Below are 16,878 nucleotides of genomic sequence, written 5' to 3'. Positions count from 1 at the left end.
ATTGCCCTATTTATTCAGGTCAGCATGGCCCAGCACATGCATCAGACGGTTGGCCCAGCCAAAGATGGCGATAGCGTGGATCAGGTCGATAATCTCCCGATCGTCCATTCCGGCCGCACGCAGCGGCGCAATATCTTCTGCCGTCGCTTCGGCTGGCGTGACCGACAGGCGGCGGGCAAAGTGATAGATCGCGGCGTCGCGCTCGCCCAGCGCATCGGCGCGGTCAAAATAGATTGCACTGACCACCGCGTCGTTTTCAGCCAGCTGCACGTGCCGGCGCGCATGCACCACCGCGCAGTAGCGGCAGCCGTTCACGATTGACGCGCCCAGCGCGCCCAGCTCGCGATCGGCGCGATTCAGGCCGCCTTCAACATACATGATGGCGTTGAACAGCCCGGTGCGTGCGGTGTAGCTTTCCGGATCGTGTACCAGCGTGCGGACATACTCCGACACCTTCTTGTTAGACGGTGTGATTTTCATCGCATCGCGCTGGGCCGGCGTGGCGTCGTCTACGCTGACCGGCGCAATATAGGGGTGCCAGTGCAGCGGCTTCAGGGAAACAGAAGGGATCATGCTGACCTCAGCAGGCGCAGGCCAGCCGCCACGCGCGTCTGGAAGTTAACAAAGGCGATCAGCTCAGAGAGCGCCACAATCTGCGGGTTATTCAGCCCCGCCTGCTCCAGCAGCCGGATGTGCTGCTCGGTGGCCTGCACCGGCTGAGACGTGACCAGATCGGTATGACGCACAATCGTCGCCAGCGGTTCACTTGCCGGCATCGCGCCTTCTGCCAGCGCCAGCAGCTCATCTGCCGGCTGCAGCTGCGCCAGCTCATGCTGATACGCCTGCTCCAGCGCACTGTCCTGATTCAGCCGCGCCATGCGCTGCGCCAGCGCCAGCCGCAGGACTGCAGAGAGCCCCTGGTCATCTTCCGGTGTCAGCACGGAGCGACGGCACGCCTCGGCGCCATCAACAAACTCCGGCCGCAGCCGCCGCGTCTGGTAGAGCGCCGCGTCAGGGGTCAGCCCGGCGGCGCGATCGATAGCGTCACTCATAACGCGTTCTCCTGATTCAGTAAGGGGGTGGCGTCCACCCATTCATCGCCCTGTAATTCAGGCGTGTCATACGCCTGCAGGCTGGCATAGTGCTGCTCCACATCCTCGGCAAACAGCGAGGCCGCAATCGCCCGCACCAGCCGATCGGCACCGGCGCTGACCGCGGGGATATCACCGGAGACTTTGCCGTGCGTCAGCATCGCGGCATCATTGAAACAGTGAATATGTGAAAGCATCGGGCAGGCGCCGGGGGAGCGCTCGCGAAACTCAAACCCGGGTCCCAGGTCAGGCGCCTCCAGCATATTCTGGCGCGCCGGCCCCATGGCAGGCTGATAGCGACCGTCTGCCCAGCGGCGGATGTGCGGGGCGATGGCGGCGAATTCGGATCGGCCGCTGAAATCGTTGCTGAAACCGGTAGCCGCAATCAGGTAGTCATAGCGCAGCGGCCCCTGCGTCGTCTCAATGACCAGCTCATCCCCTTCGGGCCTGACGGCATTGATAGCGCAGTTCAGCAAAAAACGGGCATTTTCATGACGCGAAACGCGCAGGGTGGAGGCGCGCGGCGGCGGCGTCTGGGTGGCAGCGGTATAATCAACAAACTTCCATTTCCACATATCCGGCAGCTGGTGCATACCGTGTACCACGCCCTGACTGCCGATACCGGTCATTTTATTGATGCGCGGCATCGCTTTACGGCGGATCAGCAGATCCACCCTGGCAGCGCCCTGCTCCAGCGCGGTTGCGGCATTATCCATTGACGAAGCACCAGCACCAATCACCGCAACCCGCTTACCCTGCAGCGCACGGAAGTCGATGTTGTCGGCGGAGTGTGCCCAGAAGCGGCGATCGACGCCCTGCAAAAAGGGGGGAACGGCAACGCCGCCCAGGCCGGAACGGCCGGTTGCCAGTACCAGCCGGCGGGTATAGACGCGTGCCGGCGCTGCGCCTTCCAGCGTCAGCGCAATCAGCGCCCCGGCAGGTTCAATGGCGGTAACGCGGACGCCGTTCTGTACCGGCAGATTGAGTACCTGCCGGTACCAGACCAGATAGTTCATCCACATCTCTTTCGGGATTTTGTCCAGCGCCTGCCATGCCGCTTTTCCCCACTGCGCGGTGTACCATGCGCGAAAGGTCAGCGAGGCCAGACCGAGTGCCGGTCCCTGCAGCGATTTAGGGGAACGCAGCGTCTCCATGCGGGCAAAGGTGACCCACGGCCCCTCCTCCCCTGCTGGTGCAGTGTCGTAAGCGATGCTATTGGTGATGCCCGCCAGCTGCAGCCGGGCCGTCGCCGCCAGGCCGCACATTCCGGCACCGATCACGACGACATCGCGCACCGGCTGGTCATAAGCCGTGTGCACAGGCACCCAGGGTTTTGCGGGCAGTTCAAGGTATTCCAGGTCCTGCTGTAGCTGAGCTTCCAGCGCAGCCAGACTGTCGGCAGCTGAAGTCATATAAGTATCCCCTGATGTCAGCGCAAAAAACGCTGTCAAACGCATACCCACAACCGCCGGATTTATTATCCTGATAACACATAGTTACCGGCTAATGATTGTTAATACGCATAATAAAAGCTGAGGCTTTGCATACTCCTCCTGCGACCGGGCGGAGTCAATAATAGCGCTCAGCATTTAACCAATGGATTTCTTATATCTTATGCCGGAATGGGTATAAGCCAGTTGCCACGCCCTGCAGACGCCTTAAAGCTGATTGATAAGCCGCATAACGCGGGTGTGTTCGCTTGAGGCCAGCCGCTGAAAATCGGGCAACAGCGCGGCAGCCGCGGCGGCGAGCGCTTCTACCAGCGCCTGTGCTGCCGCGGTGATCTGCCGTCCCTGCGGCGTGACCACGCCAAAGTAGTAAGGAATATCCTCTTCCAGCGTACAGATAGTGACGCCAGCCAGCGGCATTCCCCAGCCGGAAACCGGCTCCAGAATAGCCACGCCCAGCCCGGCACGAACGCAGCCAAGAATATTTGCTGATGAATTTGTTTCAATGGTTTCCGGCAGCGGCGTATTGACACGCTTCAGCGCTTTTTCATAGCGCCCGCGCAGGCGCTGCGGATTCCAGGGTGCGATAAGTCGCCGGCCTGCCAGCTGGCTGAGCGACACCTGCGGCTGCGCCGCAAGTGGATCGCTATCCGGCAGCGCCACCACGCAGCGCGCGTGGCCAATCCAGTGCAGCACCACCGCATCATGCTCCAGCGGCAGGCTGCAGAGGCCGATGTCCGCCTCGGCGGTGATCACCGCGTGCGCCGTTTGCGCCGCAGACTCACTGATAATCTGCACTTTATTGTGCAGGCCAATCGCCGCCAGCGCCTGTGGCAGCAGCCCTGCAGCCAGCGCCGGCGTGGCCGCAATGCTGAGTGGCCGCTGCTGCTGCTGCGCGATCTCCTGCGCCCGCAGCCGGATCTGCTGCAAAGAGAGCAGCGCTTTCTGCACATACTGATGCAGCTGCAGCGCCTCTTCGGAGGGGTGAATACGCGGTCCGTTGCGGATAAAGAGCGGATAGCCCAGAGAGAGCTCCAGCTCCTGCAGCTGGCGTGAAACCACAGGTTGTGAGCGATTCAGCGCTTTGGCTGCGGCGGTCACGCTGCCCGCTGCAATAACCGCTGCGAACGCTTCCAGCTGACGCAGATCGAGATCGTTGAGTAAATTCATTACGGGGTGATTCCTGCATGCTTGCTCACCGGGCTGAGCATAAGTGATGCCGCCATCATAAGGTGCAGAGCCCCGTTAAGTCACTGCATAACCTGAAAGTCTCAATTTAGGTAATGACCACTCCAGAATATATTATTGCCCTGGCTGAAATGATCTCAGTCAAAAAAATCAACTGACAAAAAATTACATGTTAAATTTAAGAAATACTTTCCACCGCTGCGCTTAATTCCCTTCATACGACACTCTGTTACCTTGCAATATAAATCTGTACAACACACAGTAAAATCGTACAACTTATAAAAACCACCCTTAATTGAAGTAAGGCACTAAAAATAAAGGATAAATATCTAAAAATACCGAGATAAAATTCATTGTACAAATAGTATTTCTCTGTACACAAAACGAATCGTGATTTTATAAATTAGCTCTTAAAGAAATAAAAAATATAAAAACCCCAATTAAGATTATTCCTGGCTGGCGCCCTTGTTAATCCGGAAAATAACGCTAACCTTAAGTTGCAAACTAAATACTTTAATATGCTTTACCCTCTGAGGAGTAAATGATGAGCAATCCACGTGGCGGTGCCGGTAATTTTGCCCTGAATCCTGAACGTGCCCGCGAAGCGGGGAAAAAAGGCGGTCAGGTCAGCGGCGGTAACTTTCGCAATAACCCTGAGCGCGCAATTGAAGCGGGCCGTAAAGGGGGTAAAAAGAGTCGTCGTGGCACAGATAAAGATGCTGCACAGGGTGCACAGGCTTAACATTAACGGGAGAATCTAATGACTTACGAAGAACATTTTATTGACTGGGTCAGAGATGCACACGCTATGGAGAAGCAGGCGGAGAGCATGCTGGAAAAAATGGCAGCCCGGCTCGAACACTATCCCGATCTCAAAGCGCGTATTGAGCAGCACATTGATGAAACACGTGAACAGCAGCAGCTGGTGCAGAGCGTCATTGACCGTTACGACACGTCCCGTTCGGTGATCAAAGATGCCGCAGGAAAACTGTCGGCGTTTGGCCAGGCAGTTGGCGGAATGATGACCGAAGATGAGGTGGTGAAAGGCGCCATCAGCGGCAACGTTTTTGAGAACTTTGAGATCGCGAATTACACTGCGCTCATTGCCGCGGCGGAACAGCTTAACGACAGCGAGAGCGTGTCAATTTTCACCCGCATTCGCGAGCAGGAACAGGCGATGGCCGACTGGACAGCCAATCATCTGGGCGACGTTACAAAGCAGTTCCTTATCCGCTCCAGTACACCAGGCGTAGAAGCAAAGAAATAGCGTTGGCTGCGCTTTGATTTTCTTCCCCGGACTTTGACATTGCATATTATTTATCGGCCAGCTGGCCAGCCAGCATAGTGAGGTTGCTTCTGTGCTGGCCTTTTTTATGCCTCACTTACCGGCGCGAACCGCCTCGCCTGCCACCAGATCAGCAGCGCTGTCAGCGCAATCACGCTTAGCGTGCTGAACGCCACGCTATAAGAGTAGTGCCTGACAATCATGCCGGTCAGCGCCGGACTAAAGGCGGCACCCGCTCCCTGCATCAGCATCACCGCACTCTGCCCGGCATTAACATGGCCGCTGCCGCGCAGCAGCTGCACAATGTAGCCAGGCACGGCGACGCCCAGCGTACCGGCCGCGATGCCGTCCAGCACCTGAACCGGGATCATCATCCCGGGGTTGGTAAAGCTGGCGGCGAGTACGGCGCGCAGCGGCAGCAGCAGCAGCGCCAGCATAATCAGACGCTGATACCCCAGCGTTTCGGCGCGCGCCGCCGTCCAGAGCGCTACCGGGATCATCACCGCCTGCGAGATAATAACGGTTGCAGCAGCATAAACGCCGGGATTCATGCCGCCGGGTGAGGCGGCTACGCGCATACTGAGCATCGGCAGCAGTGCCGCATTCGCGAGATGGAACAGCAGCAGCGTGATGCCTGTGGTCATCAGCGGTGCGTTGCGCGTCAGGTCAGAGAGGCGGGGAACCGCGCCGCCCGCAGACGCATCCAGACCGCGCGCTGCCTGATGATCAATATCTTTTCCGCGGATGGCCAGGATAGCGAGTGAGGTCAGCAACGCCATCGCTGTCATCAGGATAAATACCGAGCCGGTCCCCCAGTACCATGTCGCGGCCCCGGCAATCAGCGCAGCGCTCATATTCCCGGCGTGGTTAAACGCTTCGTTGCGCCCCATCTGCCGGTTAAAACCGCGCTGTCCGGCCAGACCCAGCGTGATCCCTGCCAGCACCGGGGCAATAAACGCGGCAGAAACGCCGCTGATGATCTGCGTAATTGCTACCACCCAGCTTTGCTGTGAATACCAGAGCCACAGCGTGGCAACGGTAATCAGCGCGCAGCCACCCAGCAGCAGCAGACGTTTGTAGTGCGTGGCATCCGTAACGATCCCGGCAGGCAGCGTGGCGATAAGCCCCGCCAGCCCGCCCGCCGTCATCACCAGGCCGACATCATTTGGCTGCCAGCCACGCTGCGTTAAAAATATCCCCAGAAAAGGTCCCAGCCCGTCGCGCACGTCGGCGAGAAAAAAGCTCACCAGACAAAGCGCCTGCAGCGATCGTATCGGCATTGCTCATATTCCTGATTTTTTAGTGCGGGTCCGCCTGTTAAGTAATGGCAAAGATTCAGGAAAAGTCACGTAGTGTAAAAGTAACTAAATGAAAGCAGTGTTCGCAGCTGTCTGTCTGTATCCGGGGTGCGATCGTACAGATGAAGGTGCTGACTGTGTCAGACCAGGAGTGGAGCGTATACGCCGGAGCGCAGAGCGAATATGGGGAGCGCAGAAAAGCAAAAACCCGGCCATAAGGCCGGGTTTTCTGAATTGTGGTGCCCGAACCCGGAATCGAACCAGGGACACGCGGATTTTCAATCCGCTGCTCTACCGACTGAGCTATTCGGGCAACGGGGCGCATTAAACCCTACCCCGGCCGCAGCGTCAAACGCTTTTCAGCAAATACGCGCTGACTGCTGACTTTTAGAGCATCCGCTGCGCTTACTGGTTAAATTCTGACACACTCTGCTGCGCTGTCGCGATGGATTTTCGCATCCGGCTGCCGATAACCGTGCTGACATCCAATAAACATAAAAAGGTCCACCATGTTCAGCACTATTGTATCAGGTATTATGTCACGCCTTGCGTGGCAAAAGCGCAGCCGCGCGACGCTCAGTTCATTGCAGGATGCTATCGCCATGATTGAGTTTACGCCGGACGGCAAAATTATCACCGCCAACGATCTGTTTCTGGAGCGCATGGGCTATACCCTGCCGGAGATCGTCGGGCAGCACCACGCTCTGTTTTGTACGCCCGATATGGTGCACTCGGCCGCGTATCGCAATTTCTGGCAACGGCTCAACCGCGGCGAGGGGTTCAGCGATAAGTTTCTGCGCGTGGCGAAACACAGCCGTCCGGTCTGGCTGGAAGCCAATTATGTGCCGGTACAGGACCGCAGCGGCCGGGTAATAAAGATTGTTAAGCTGGCGAGTGACATTACGGCACACATTCTGGATACGCAGGAGCAGCGCGCCATGACGGCGGCTATCGATCGCTCAATGGCGGTTATCGCCTTTAATCTGCAGGGCGAAGTGCTGATGGCAAATGACAATTTTCTTAAAACCATGGGCTATCGGGAGCAGGAGATCCTTGGCCGGCACCACAGTCAGTTCTGTCCGCCAGAAACGCAGCAGAGCAACGCCTATCGTCGTTTCTGGCAGAAGCTGAATCAGGGTGAATACATCTCCGGCCAGTTTCAGCGCGTGGATAAACAGGGCCGTACCGTCTGGCTGCGCGCCACCTATAATCCGGTTTTCGATGAGGCGGGCACTCTCTATAAAATTGTTAAATTCGCCACTGATGTGACCCCGCAGGTGGAGAAGAGCCAGCAGGAGCGTGACGCTGCGCAGCAGGCGTATCAGACGGCGCTGCAGACCAGCGAAAGCACCCGCCTGGGCGCTACCGTGCTGGAGAACAGCGTGCAGACCATGAATGCGCTGGCAGGCGAACTGCACGGTATCTCCGGTGATATTACCAATCTCAGCGACTCCTCCGATCGCATTGGCGCGATTGTCGAAAGCATCCGCCGTATTGCCGAACAGACCAATCTGCTGGCGCTGAACGCGGCGGTTGAGGCGGCGCGGGCCGGACAGCATGGACGCAGCTTTGCCGTCGTCGCGAACGAGGTGCGTGCGCTGGCGGAAAATATCAATCGCGCCACTACTGAAATCGAAAACCGGGTGCGCGATAACCATCTGCTGGCAGAGAAAGCGCTGCAGGGCATTGCATCTAACCTGAAGCGCGCCGATCAGGGCGTACTGCTTGCTCAGGAGGCGGGCGACATGATGGCGGAGATCCGCGGCAGCTCAGGTGACGTGGTCCGCGCTATCGGCCACGTCACCGCGACGTTAAAAGAAGAGTAGCCGCTACTGCCCTGCCGTCTGCAGCGGCGCGTCGGATGCCGGCGGCAGGAAGATATGATCGAGAATATTGCGCATTACCGGCGCGGCGCTCACGCTCTCGTTTCCGCCGTTTTCCAGAATCAACGCAATCGCCACTTTAGGATCGCTGAATGGTGCAAACGCGGTATAAAAAATATGATCGCGCAGCCGGATCGGGATCGCTTTCGCATTATAGGTCTGGTTCTGCTTCAGGCTGAACACCTGCGACGTCCCGGACTTCGCTGCAATGCCGTATGGCGCGGTATGAAAATATTTATATCCGGTGCCGTTAGGGGCGTTAGCCATACCAAACATCGCCCGGCGCACCAGCCCCCAGTATGGCGAGTTCGCCTCGCCAATCTGCGGCTGCGGCCTGACGGGCTGATAAGGCTGCTGCCAGCCGCCACGCTGCGCTTTAGCCAGCAGATGCGGCGTGATCACTTTGCCGTTATTGATCAGCGCGACCATCGCCCGGACCATCTGGATCGGGGTTGCGATCCAGTAGCCCTGCCCGATCCCGACTGATACCGTATCGCCCTGATACCACGCCCGTTTATGCACCCGCTTTTTCCAGGCGCGATCGGGGAGCAGACCGGTGTACTCTTCGTTAAGATCGATACCGGTTGACTTGCCATAGCCAAACTGGCTCAGCATCGTATGAATGCGATCGATACCCATCATAAATGCCACCTGATAGAAAAAGGTGTCTGCCGACTCCTCAATCGCTTTAGTGACGTCCAGCATACCGTGGCCCGTTTTTTTCCAGTCGCGCCAGGTGCGGTGCGTGCCGGGCAGGGTCCAGGTGGGTCCGCCAAAGAAGGTGGTCGCGGGCGTGATAGTGTGGGTCAGCAGTGCAGAGATCGCCATATATGGCTTTACCGTCGAGGCGGGCGGATAGAGGCCCTGCGTGACGCGGTTGATAAGCGGTAAATCTTTATTCTGCAGCAGCGCTTTGTAGGCTTTATAACTGATGCCTTTCACAAACGGGTTGGGATCGTAGCTGGGGCTGGAGACCATCGCCAGCACGCTGCCGTCGTGCGGATCTTCAATCAGTACCGCCGCGCGCTGGCCGGCCAGCTGCTGCTCAACATACTGCTGCAGATGCAGATCGAGGGTCAGCCAGATATTTTTGCCAGCCACCGGCGGAACCTCTTTCAGCACGCGCACGATGCGGCCATGGTTGTCGACCTCCACTTCCTGGTAACCGGTTTTGCCGTGCAGCAATGCCTCATAGTAGCCTTCAATGCCCTGCTTGCCGATGTTATGGTCCGCGGCGTAGTTCTCCCCTCTGCCCGCCTCGTTCAGCCGCCTGTAGTCAGCGTCGTTGATTTTGGAGACGTAGCCCACCACGTGCGCCAGGTCAGCGCCGTAGGGGTATTCCCGATCCTGATAAGTCGATACGCTGACGCCGGTGAAACGAAACTGGTTCACGGCAAAGCGTGCCACCTGACGATCGGTAAGCTCCGCTTTCAGCTCGACCGGTTTATAGCGGCTGCTGTGCTGCAGCGCATGCCTGAATGCTTCAATATCATCGGGCGTCAGATCAAGCAGCGGCGTCAGGGCGCGGAGCGTGGCCGCCATATCGCTGACCTTATAGGGCGTGACCAGTACGTCATACCAGGTGACATTGTGTACCAGCGGAATGCCGTTGCGATCGTATATCAGCCCGCGTGTAGGCGCGATGGGGATCATTTTAATGTCGTTTTCGTTGGAGCGCGTCTGGTAGTAGCGGTGCTGACGGACCTGCAGACGATAAAGATTGATTCCCAGAACGATAAAGCAGGTCACCACCAGCGCAAATGCCACCAGCGCCCGCCGGGCAAACAGTTTTTCTTCAGCTTCGAAATTGCGAAAATTCATCAGGAAAGGGTCTCTTCATTATCGCGCTAATGATAAACAGCGTGAGCGTCAGAGCCAGCCTGAAGATGCACAAGCCTGGGTAAAAGTGTGTCAGATGTTTACGGAGGGAGGACCGGAGCGCATTAATGCGCCCCGGACACAGGCGAAGTTAGTCGCCCAGCAGCACCGATTCCAGTGCAATTTTGATCATATCGTTGAAGGTGGTCTGACGCTCTGCCGCGCTGGTCTGTTCGTGCGTGCGGATATGGTCAGAGACGGTACAGATGGTCAGCGCTTTCGCACCAAACTCTGCCGCCACGCCGTAGATCCCTGCGGCTTCCATCTCAACGCCGAGGATGCCGTACTTCTCCATGACATCAAACATCTGCGGATCGGGCGTGTAGAACAGATCCGCAGAGAAGATGTTGCCGACGCGCGCGTCAACGCCCAGCGCTTTTGCTGCGTCAACCGCGTTGCGTACCATGTCAAAGTCAGCAATCGCTGCAAAATCATGATCTTTGAAACGCATACGGTTTACTTTGGAGTCGGTGCAGGCGCCCAGACCAATCACCACATCACGCAGTTTTACGTCAGCACGTACTGCACCACATGAGCCGACGCGGATGATTTTCTTCACGCCGAAATCGGTGATCAGCTCTTTGGTATAGATTGAGCAGGATGGGATCCCCATACCGTGGCCCATTACCGAAATCTTACGGCCTTTATAGGTGCCGGTAAAGCCAAGCATACCGCGTACGTTGTTGACTTCCACAACATCGTCCAGGAAAGTCTCAGCGATATGCTTTGCGCGCAGCGGGTCGCCAGGCATCAGCACGACGTCCGCGAAATCACCCATTTCTGCATTAATATGTGGCGTTGCCATGGTTCTTATTCCTTTTCAAAAAAGTGTGCGCTGTTTTACAGCATGCTTTTGCCGTAGTCCATGCTGGAGAGGCCAAAGTACGCGGCAATGGTCTGGCCGATATCGGCAAAGGTGTCGCGATAACCCAGCGATCCCGGCTTGACGCCCGGACCGTAGATGAGAATCGGGATATGCTCACGCGTATGCTCAGTGCCTTCCCAGCTGGGATCGCAGCCGTGGTCAGCGGTCAGGATCAGAATATCGCCCTCCTGCACCAGCGCCATCAGCTCTGGCAGACGGCGGTCAAACAGCTCCAGTCCACCGGCATAGCCTGCGATATCGCGGCGATGACCCCAGGTTGAGTCGAAATCAACAAAGTTGGTAAAGACGATAGAGGTGTCAGGCGCCTTTTTCATCTGCTCAATCGTGGCGTCAAACAGCGCGTCGAGACCGGTCGCTTTCACTTTCTGCGTGATGCCCTGATGCGCATAGATATCGGCAATTTTACCTACCGAGATCACTTCCCCGCCCTTCTCGTCGACCAGCTTTTTCAGCATGGTCGGTGATGGCGGCTCAACGGCCAGATCGTGACGGTTGCCGGTACGCTCAAAGCTGCCCGCTTTATCACCCACAAACGGACGGGCAATGACGCGACCGATGTTGTAGCCGCCTTCCGTCAGCTCTTCACGGGCAATTTCACACAGTTCATACAGCCGCTCAAGGCCAAAGGTCTCTTCGTGACAGGCGATCTGGAACACCGAGTCTGCTGAGGTATAGAAAATCGGCTTACCGGTTTTCATGTGCTCTTCACCCAGCTGATCGAGGATCACCGTACCGGAAGAGTGGCAGTTGCCGAGATAGCCCGGCAGATCGGCGCGCTCCACCAGCTTATCCAGCAGCGCCTGCGGAAAGCTGTTCTCTTTATCGCTAAAGTAGCCCCAGTCGAACAGAACCGGGACACCGGCAATTTCCCAGTGGCCGGAGGGGGTATCTTTGCCGGAAGAGAGTTCGCTGGCGTAAGCGTAAGCGCCGATGATTTCAGCATTTGGATCCAGCCCTGGCGGAAAGCGACCGGTCGAGAGTTCTGCCGCTTTGCCAAGACCGAGCGCGGTCATGTTTGGCAGATGTAGCGGGCCTTCGCGCCCTTCGTTTGCGCGACCTTCAAAACAGGCTTCAGCGATATGGCCAAGCGTATCTGAACCCGCATCACCGAATTTATCAGCATCTTTACTGGAACCGATGCCGAAGGAGTCGAGAACCATAATAAAAGCACGTTTCATGCAAGTCTCCTGCGCGCCAGGCGCGATGACAAGTCAAAAAAAAGCGATCAGATCAGTATACCTGAATGGCTGCTGTCTGGCACGCAGTAACGCCACTATTCACTGATGCGGCGATAGACCACGGGCGTGGTTTCAGGTGCCTGGTCGCTCAGTACGATGGCGGTTCTGACCGCCTGCGCGGCTTCCTGCCACTGCGCTTCCGAGGCGGCATGGATCATCGCCAGCGGCCGCTGCGTATCAACCCGGCTGCCCAGCGCAATCATGTCGCTCAGGCCTGTGCTGTAGTCGATTGTATCAGTGGCCCGCCGCCGCCCGCCGCCCAGCGCCACAACGGCCATGCCCAGCGCCCGCGTATCCATCGCGCTGACGATCCCCGCTTCTTCTGCATAGAGCGGCCTGCTGAAAGCCGGCGCCGGCAGATAGTGATCCATCCGCTCGATAAAATCTGCCGGCCCGTTCTGAGCCGCCACCATTCGTGCGAATACTTCGGCAGCTTTACCGTTATCCAGCACCTGCTGCAGTTTCTGCCGCGCCTCGGTGTCATTCGCTGCCAGCTGGCCGGACACCAGCATCTCAGCGCAAAGCGCCATCGTGACCTCATACAGACGCGGATTGCGCGCCTCGCCGGTCAGGAACTGCACCGCTTCGCGCACTTCCAGAGCGTTACCCGCGGTTGAGGCCAGTACCTGATTCATGTCGGTAAGCAGCGCGGTGGTCTTGCATCCTGCGCCGTTCGCCACCCGCACAATCGACTGCGCCAGCTGTTCCGAGGCGGCAAAGGTGGGCATAAAGGCGCCTGAACCCACTTTGACATCCATCACCAGCGCATCCAGCCCTTCTGCGAGTTTTTTGGCGAGAATCGAGGCGGTGATCAGCGGAATGGAGTCAACCGTGGCGGTGACATCGCGCGTGGCGTAAAAGCGTTTATCTGCGGGCGCGAGCGAGCGGGTCTGCCCGATGATCGCTACCCCCACCTGTTTAATTATGTCGCGGAAACGGTCGTCGCTGGGGTAAATATCAAAGCCCGGAATGGCCTCCAGCTTATCCAGCGTGCCGCCGGTATGACCCAGACCGCGTCCGGAGATCATCGGCACATATCCACCGCAGGCGGCGACCATCGGTCCCAGCATCAGAGAGGTAACATCGCCTACGCCACCGGTTGAATGTTTATCCACTACCGGACCGTTGAGCTGCAGCGACTGCCACTCCAGAACCGATCCTGAGTCGCGCATCGCCATGGTCAGGGCAACGCGTTCCTGCAGGTTCATATCGTTAAAATAGATGGTCATCGCCAGCGCAGCGATTTGCCCTTCCGAAACGGTTTCATCGCGCACGCCATCGATGAAAAAGCGGATCTCCGCCTCACTCAGCGGCTGCCCGTCACGTTTTTTCCGGATGATTTCCTGTGGCAGAAACAAGGTTGCCTCCTGTGATTGCTGGTATATACGCGGCGCATAAATGCGCCCTCTACGGGAATGTTGGATTTTGTACCCCGTAGGGGGCGCATTCATGCGCCCCTGGCCGGATGCCGCAACGGGATTTAACCCGGGCCGCATGAATGCGGCCCCTACGACAATATTCGATTCCGGCCCCTGTAGGGGGCGCATTCATGCGCCCCTGGCCGGACGCAGTGCCGGGATTCAACCCGGGCCGCATTAATGCGGCCCCTACGGCAATATTCGATTCCGGATGCCGCGACGGGATTCAACCCGGGCCGCTATCAGTAACCCGTTTTGCTGCCGCTGGTTGCGTGGCCCAGCGTGCTGAGCAGGTTTGCCAGCAGGCTGGAGGCACCAAAGCGGAAGTGACGGGCGTCGGCCCAGCCCTCACCGAGGGTGTCGTCAGCCAGCTTCAGGTAAAGAGCGGCATCTTCTGCGGTGCGCACGCCGCCGGCTGGTTTAAAACCCACCTGCTGCTGCACGCCTTTATCGCGAATAACCTGCAGCATGATGGCGGCAACTTCCGGCGTGGCGTTCACCGGCACTTTACCGGTTGAGGTTTTAATAAAATCAGCGCCGGCATCAATCGCAATTTCTGATGCCGTACGGATCAGCGCCTCTTCTTTCAGCTCGCCGGTTTCGATAATCACTTTCAGCAGCACGTCCGCTGCCGCACACGCCTCTTTGCACGCTTTAACCAGCGCAAAGCCGGTATCACGATCGCCAGCCATCAGAGCGCGATAGGGAAATACCACATCCACTTCGTCAGCGCCGTAAGCGATAGCGGCGCGCGTTTCCGCCAGAGCGATCTCAATATCCGCATTACCATGCGGAAAATTGGTCACGGTCGCAATGCGCACCTCAGGCGTACCCTGTTCGCGCAGCGTTTTACGGGCGATCGGGATAAAGCGCGGATAGATGCAGATAGCGGCAGTGTTGCCCGCAGGGGATTTGGCCTGATGACACAGCGCAATGACTTTTTCATCAGTGTCATCGTCATTCAGGGTAGTGAGATCCATCAGTTGCAGCGCGCGCTGCGCAGCAGCATTAAGGTCAGTCATAACAGGCTCCGGATGTCAGGCCAGCAGCGAGCTGCCGGATAATGTGATTATTTTAACAATTGTCGGGAAGTGCCATTGCGAATCAGATCACATAAAAAAGAGATAGCAGCTCGAAATTACATAGAAAATCTGCTTAAGATCTCTTTTTGACGTGAATGCATGGCTAAACAGATCGCAACGCAGATGTAATTATTATCACAAAATCGCGCGCTGAATGGTATCACTCTGATAGATCGCCGGACGGCGATCGGGAAGAAAATGCAAATATACGCAGGCTGTTCTGCCACAGCGCATCGGCAATCACGTCAGCCGGTTCAGGACGCAGCGTGCACAATACCTCAAACACATTGCGCGCCCGCTCAGGCCGGTTGGGCTCTCCCTGAAAACCCTGCAGCGGCATATCCGGTGCGTCAGTCTCCAGCAGCAGCGACGCCAGCGGCAGGCTGGCAATGGTATGGCGGGTTTTGCTGGCGCGCTCCCAGGTAATGGTGCCTCCCACGCCGATGGCATAGCCGAGCTGGATAAAGCGCTCTGCCTGCTGCTGGCTGCCGGCAAAGCCGTGCACGACGCCACGCCGCGGCAGATTATGGCGCCGCAGCAGCATCGCCAGCTGATCGTGGGTGCGGCGGGAGTGCAGGATCACCGGCAGATCAAAACGTTTTGCCAGAATGAACTGCGCGTTCAGCAGTCGCGTCTGCTTGTCGAAATCGGGATCGTTCATATAGAGATCCAGTCCGATCTCACCGATCGCTACGCAGTTGCTCTCTGCCTGTGCCAGATACTGCGCGAGCAGATCCAGATGATCGTCCTGATGACGGGCAATATTGATCGGATGCAGGCCCAGCGCCGCATAGAGCGCCGTGTGATCTTTTGCCAGCTGCATAACGCGTGCAAAACGACTCGCTTCTGTCGATGGCACAATAATGCGCTCTACGCCGGCGGCGGCGGCGCGGGCAATGCTTGAGACCGCATCATCAACAAACGGCGGGAAGTCAAAATGGCAGTGCGTGTCGATAAATTTCATGCCAGCGATCCTTCATCCCAGGCAGCATCGTTCCCCGCCAGCGGCGGCGTGTGTAGCGGTCGCGTATGCGGTGCATTGGCAGCGGCGGCGGGCGGTGCAATCGGCAGCGATCGGCGTGCCGGCTCTGCATCACTCAACCACTGCCCCAGCGTAGCCAGAAAGTAGCGTCCGCTGCGTCGGCCAAGATGATAATCGTGGTTCAGCGCGGCCACGCGGCTGCCGAGCGCCATGCTGGCCAGCGGGCGCGGCGGGCAAATTTCCACAATGCGCAGATTACCCGGCGGCTGTTCAATAAACTGCTGGATCTCGCGATAGCTCGCTTCATGATGATGCAGGATGTTGATCATCGGCTGCAGCGCACTGTCACCCAGCCAGCGCTCCATCCGCTGGAACCATTGCGGCGTATAGAACATCTGCGAAGGCGTGGTCCGGATCACCACAATGGTATCCGCGCCGCGTCGCGCGGCTTCACGCACCGGAATGGCGTCGCTGATGCCGCCATCCAGATAGCTGACGCCATCCATCAGCACGCCGCTGCGATAAAAGCCAGGAATAGCGCTGGATGCTTTGATAATGTCATGCCAGGTCAGCTCATCAGGCCTGAAATAGCGTGCCTGATAATCGTCACTGCGGCAGGCGCACATATAAAATTCGCTGCCACCGGCAAACAGTTTCTGCGCGCTGCTGAACGCCAGAGGAAATTCACTGCGGGTAATATCGATTAGCCAGTCGAGATCGATAAGATGTCCACCGCGCACAAAACGCAGCGGATCGAAAAACTGCTTACTGGTGGTATAGCGGGTAATAACACGTCGGGCATAGCCCGGCTGAGCGCAGACAAAGGCGGAGAGATTTTGCGCGCCGGCGGAGGTGCCCAGCATCAGATGAAAAGGGTTAAATCCGGCCCGCTGGAATGCGTCCAGTACGCCTGCGGTGAATATTCCGCGCTGGCCGCCGCCTTCACAGACAAGTGCAATTTTGCGGGATTTAAATGGCTGAAGCGCCAGCGGTTCAAAGGAACCAAGTGAAACCGGAATGCGTATACCCAATGGCGTACCCTCAGTAGTTACTGCTCTGAGGGAGGCCAGAGCGGCATCCCGGAGAACCAGTCATTGTCATTCCCTGACCCACTGCACGGGCAGCTGCGACGGCAGACAATGCCGTCAATGACTGGCCTCCGCTTTACATCACTAGCGGGTTACTGCAATTGATGTGTCTG

15 protein-coding genes and 1 tRNA gene are annotated in these 16,878 nt (G+C 57.7%); 3 read left to right on the top strand and 13 right to left on the bottom strand.

Translation table 11 applies throughout. The features are described 5' to 3' along the window. Positions 1-6 precede the first annotated feature (6 nt). The 4 genes from C1Y41_RS10785 to C1Y41_RS10770 form a co-directional block, all read right to left on the bottom strand. Positions 7-573, bottom strand: coding sequence for a peroxidase-related enzyme (locus C1Y41_RS10785; protein WP_104085444.1), 567 nt, complete (start codon positions 571-573; stop codon positions 7-9). Continuing rightward, entirely contained in the window at positions 570-1,052 is a 483-nt protein-coding gene (locus C1Y41_RS10780; protein WP_104085443.1) for a CMD domain-containing protein, read from the bottom strand. Before C1Y41_RS10780 ends, C1Y41_RS10785 begins: the two co-directional genes overlap by 4 nt. Then, positions 1,049-2,503 (bottom strand): NAD(P)-binding domain-containing protein, encoded by a 1,455-nt coding sequence (locus C1Y41_RS10775; protein WP_104085512.1) that lies wholly within the window; start codon positions 2,501-2,503, stop codon positions 1,049-1,051. The genes C1Y41_RS10780 and C1Y41_RS10775 overlap by 4 nt, the downstream gene beginning before the upstream one ends. 246 nt (positions 2,504-2,749) lie before the next feature. After that, positions 2,750-3,709: a LysR family transcriptional regulator gene (locus C1Y41_RS10770; protein ID WP_104085442.1), complete on the bottom strand. Its 960-nt coding sequence runs from the start codon at positions 3,707-3,709 to the stop codon at positions 2,750-2,752. A gap of 562 nt (positions 3,710-4,271) precedes the next feature. On the opposite strand from C1Y41_RS10770, the gene C1Y41_RS10765 reads away from it, so the two are divergent. Together C1Y41_RS10765 and C1Y41_RS10760 are read left to right on the top strand one after the other, a co-directional pair. Next, positions 4,272-4,469, top strand: a complete 198-nt coding sequence (locus C1Y41_RS10765; RefSeq protein ID WP_039380126.1) for a general stress protein — start codon at positions 4,272-4,274, stop codon at positions 4,467-4,469. Between the two features lie 18 nt (positions 4,470-4,487). Then, positions 4,488-4,994, top strand: a complete 507-nt coding sequence (locus C1Y41_RS10760) for a ferritin-like domain-containing protein (protein WP_039380127.1) — start codon at positions 4,488-4,490, stop codon at positions 4,992-4,994. A 104-nt stretch (positions 4,995-5,098) separates the two neighbouring features. Here C1Y41_RS10760 and C1Y41_RS10755 read toward each other — a convergent pair whose 3' ends face one another. After that, the gene (locus C1Y41_RS10755) at positions 5,099-6,292 is read right to left on the bottom strand and encodes an MFS transporter (RefSeq protein WP_104085441.1); all 1,194 of its coding nucleotides are present in this window, start codon (positions 6,290-6,292) and stop codon (positions 5,099-5,101) included. A 255-nt stretch (positions 6,293-6,547) separates the two neighbouring features. Beyond that, a tRNA-Phe gene (locus C1Y41_RS10750) sits at positions 6,548-6,623 on the bottom strand. Positions 6,624-6,819: 196 nt separating this feature from the next. Here C1Y41_RS10750 and C1Y41_RS20410 point away from each other — a divergent pair. Beyond that, the gene (locus C1Y41_RS20410; RefSeq protein WP_104085440.1) at positions 6,820-8,136 is read left to right on the top strand and encodes a PAS domain-containing methyl-accepting chemotaxis protein; all 1,317 of its coding nucleotides are present in this window, start codon (positions 6,820-6,822) and stop codon (positions 8,134-8,136) included. A 3-nt stretch (positions 8,137-8,139) separates the two neighbouring features. Here the strand turns inward: C1Y41_RS20410 and mrdA are convergent, their stop codons facing one another. The 7 genes from mrdA to C1Y41_RS10710 form a co-directional block, all read right to left on the bottom strand. Next, entirely contained in the window at positions 8,140-10,014 is a 1,875-nt protein-coding gene (gene mrdA, locus C1Y41_RS10740; RefSeq protein ID WP_071669246.1) for a penicillin-binding protein 2, read from the bottom strand. Between the two features lie 148 nt (positions 10,015-10,162). After that, entirely contained in the window at positions 10,163-10,876 is a 714-nt protein-coding gene (deoD, locus tag C1Y41_RS10735) for a purine-nucleoside phosphorylase (RefSeq protein WP_039380134.1), read from the bottom strand. Positions 10,877-10,911: 35 nt separating this feature from the next. After that, on the bottom strand, positions 10,912-12,135 hold the full coding sequence (gene deoB / locus C1Y41_RS10730) for a phosphopentomutase (RefSeq protein ID WP_039380136.1): 1,224 nt from the start codon (positions 12,133-12,135) through the stop codon (positions 10,912-10,914). A 95-nt stretch (positions 12,136-12,230) separates the two neighbouring features. Then, entirely contained in the window at positions 12,231-13,553 is a 1,323-nt protein-coding gene (gene deoA, locus C1Y41_RS10725) for a thymidine phosphorylase (protein WP_039380139.1), read from the bottom strand. A gap of 302 nt (positions 13,554-13,855) precedes the next feature. Beyond that, on the bottom strand, positions 13,856-14,635 hold the full coding sequence (deoC, locus tag C1Y41_RS10720; protein WP_039380141.1) for a deoxyribose-phosphate aldolase: 780 nt from the start codon (positions 14,633-14,635) through the stop codon (positions 13,856-13,858). Between the two features lie 220 nt (positions 14,636-14,855). Next, positions 14,856-15,659, bottom strand: coding sequence for a TatD family hydrolase (locus C1Y41_RS10715; protein ID WP_104085439.1), 804 nt, complete (start codon positions 15,657-15,659; stop codon positions 14,856-14,858). Then, positions 15,656-16,708: a patatin family protein gene (locus tag C1Y41_RS10710; RefSeq protein WP_104085438.1), complete on the bottom strand. Its 1,053-nt coding sequence runs from the start codon at positions 16,706-16,708 to the stop codon at positions 15,656-15,658. Before C1Y41_RS10710 ends, C1Y41_RS10715 begins: the two co-directional genes overlap by 4 nt. Positions 16,709-16,878 lie beyond the last annotated feature (170 nt).

This window comes from Pantoea sp. ICBG 1758, assembly GCF_002928325.1.
In the GTDB taxonomy this organism is placed as follows: Bacteria; Pseudomonadota; Gammaproteobacteria; order Enterobacterales; family Enterobacteriaceae; genus Pantoea; species Pantoea eucrina.
The sequence above is the reverse complement of the archived record's forward strand: the minus strand, read 5'-3'. Positions and strand labels throughout refer to the sequence as shown.

Bases quoted from the DNA above. Each gene is read 5' to 3' on its own strand.
- C1Y41_RS10785 (WP_104085444.1), bottom strand. From the start codon at position 573: ATGATCCCTTCTGTTTCCCTGAAGCCGCTGCACTGGCACCCCTATATT.
- C1Y41_RS10780 (WP_104085443.1), bottom strand. From the start codon at position 1,052: ATGAGTGACGCTATCGATCGCGCCGCCGGGCTGACCCCTGACGCGGCG.
- C1Y41_RS10775 (WP_104085512.1), bottom strand. From the start codon at position 2,503: ATGACTTCAGCTGCCGACAGTCTGGCTGCGCTGGAAGCTCAGCTACAG.
- C1Y41_RS10770 (WP_104085442.1), bottom strand. From the start codon at position 3,709: ATGAATTTACTCAACGATCTCGATCTGCGTCAGCTGGAAGCGTTCGCA.
- C1Y41_RS10765 (WP_039380126.1), top strand. From the start codon at position 4,272: ATGAGCAATCCACGTGGCGGTGCCGGTAATTTTGCCCTGAATCCTGAA.
- C1Y41_RS10760 (WP_039380127.1), top strand. From the start codon at position 4,488: ATGACTTACGAAGAACATTTTATTGACTGGGTCAGAGATGCACACGCT.
- C1Y41_RS10755 (WP_104085441.1), bottom strand. From the start codon at position 6,292: ATGCCGATACGATCGCTGCAGGCGCTTTGTCTGGTGAGCTTTTTTCTC.
- C1Y41_RS20410 (WP_104085440.1), top strand. From the start codon at position 6,820: ATGTTCAGCACTATTGTATCAGGTATTATGTCACGCCTTGCGTGGCAA.
- mrdA (WP_071669246.1), bottom strand. From the start codon at position 10,014: ATGAATTTTCGCAATTTCGAAGCTGAAGAAAAACTGTTTGCCCGGCGG.
- deoD (WP_039380134.1), bottom strand. From the start codon at position 10,876: ATGGCAACGCCACATATTAATGCAGAAATGGGTGATTTCGCGGACGTC.
- deoB (WP_039380136.1), bottom strand. From the start codon at position 12,135: ATGAAACGTGCTTTTATTATGGTTCTCGACTCCTTCGGCATCGGTTCC.
- deoC (WP_039380141.1), bottom strand. From the start codon at position 14,635: ATGACTGACCTTAATGCTGCTGCGCAGCGCGCGCTGCAACTGATGGAT.
- C1Y41_RS10715 (WP_104085439.1), bottom strand. From the start codon at position 15,659: ATGAAATTTATCGACACGCACTGCCATTTTGACTTCCCGCCGTTTGTT.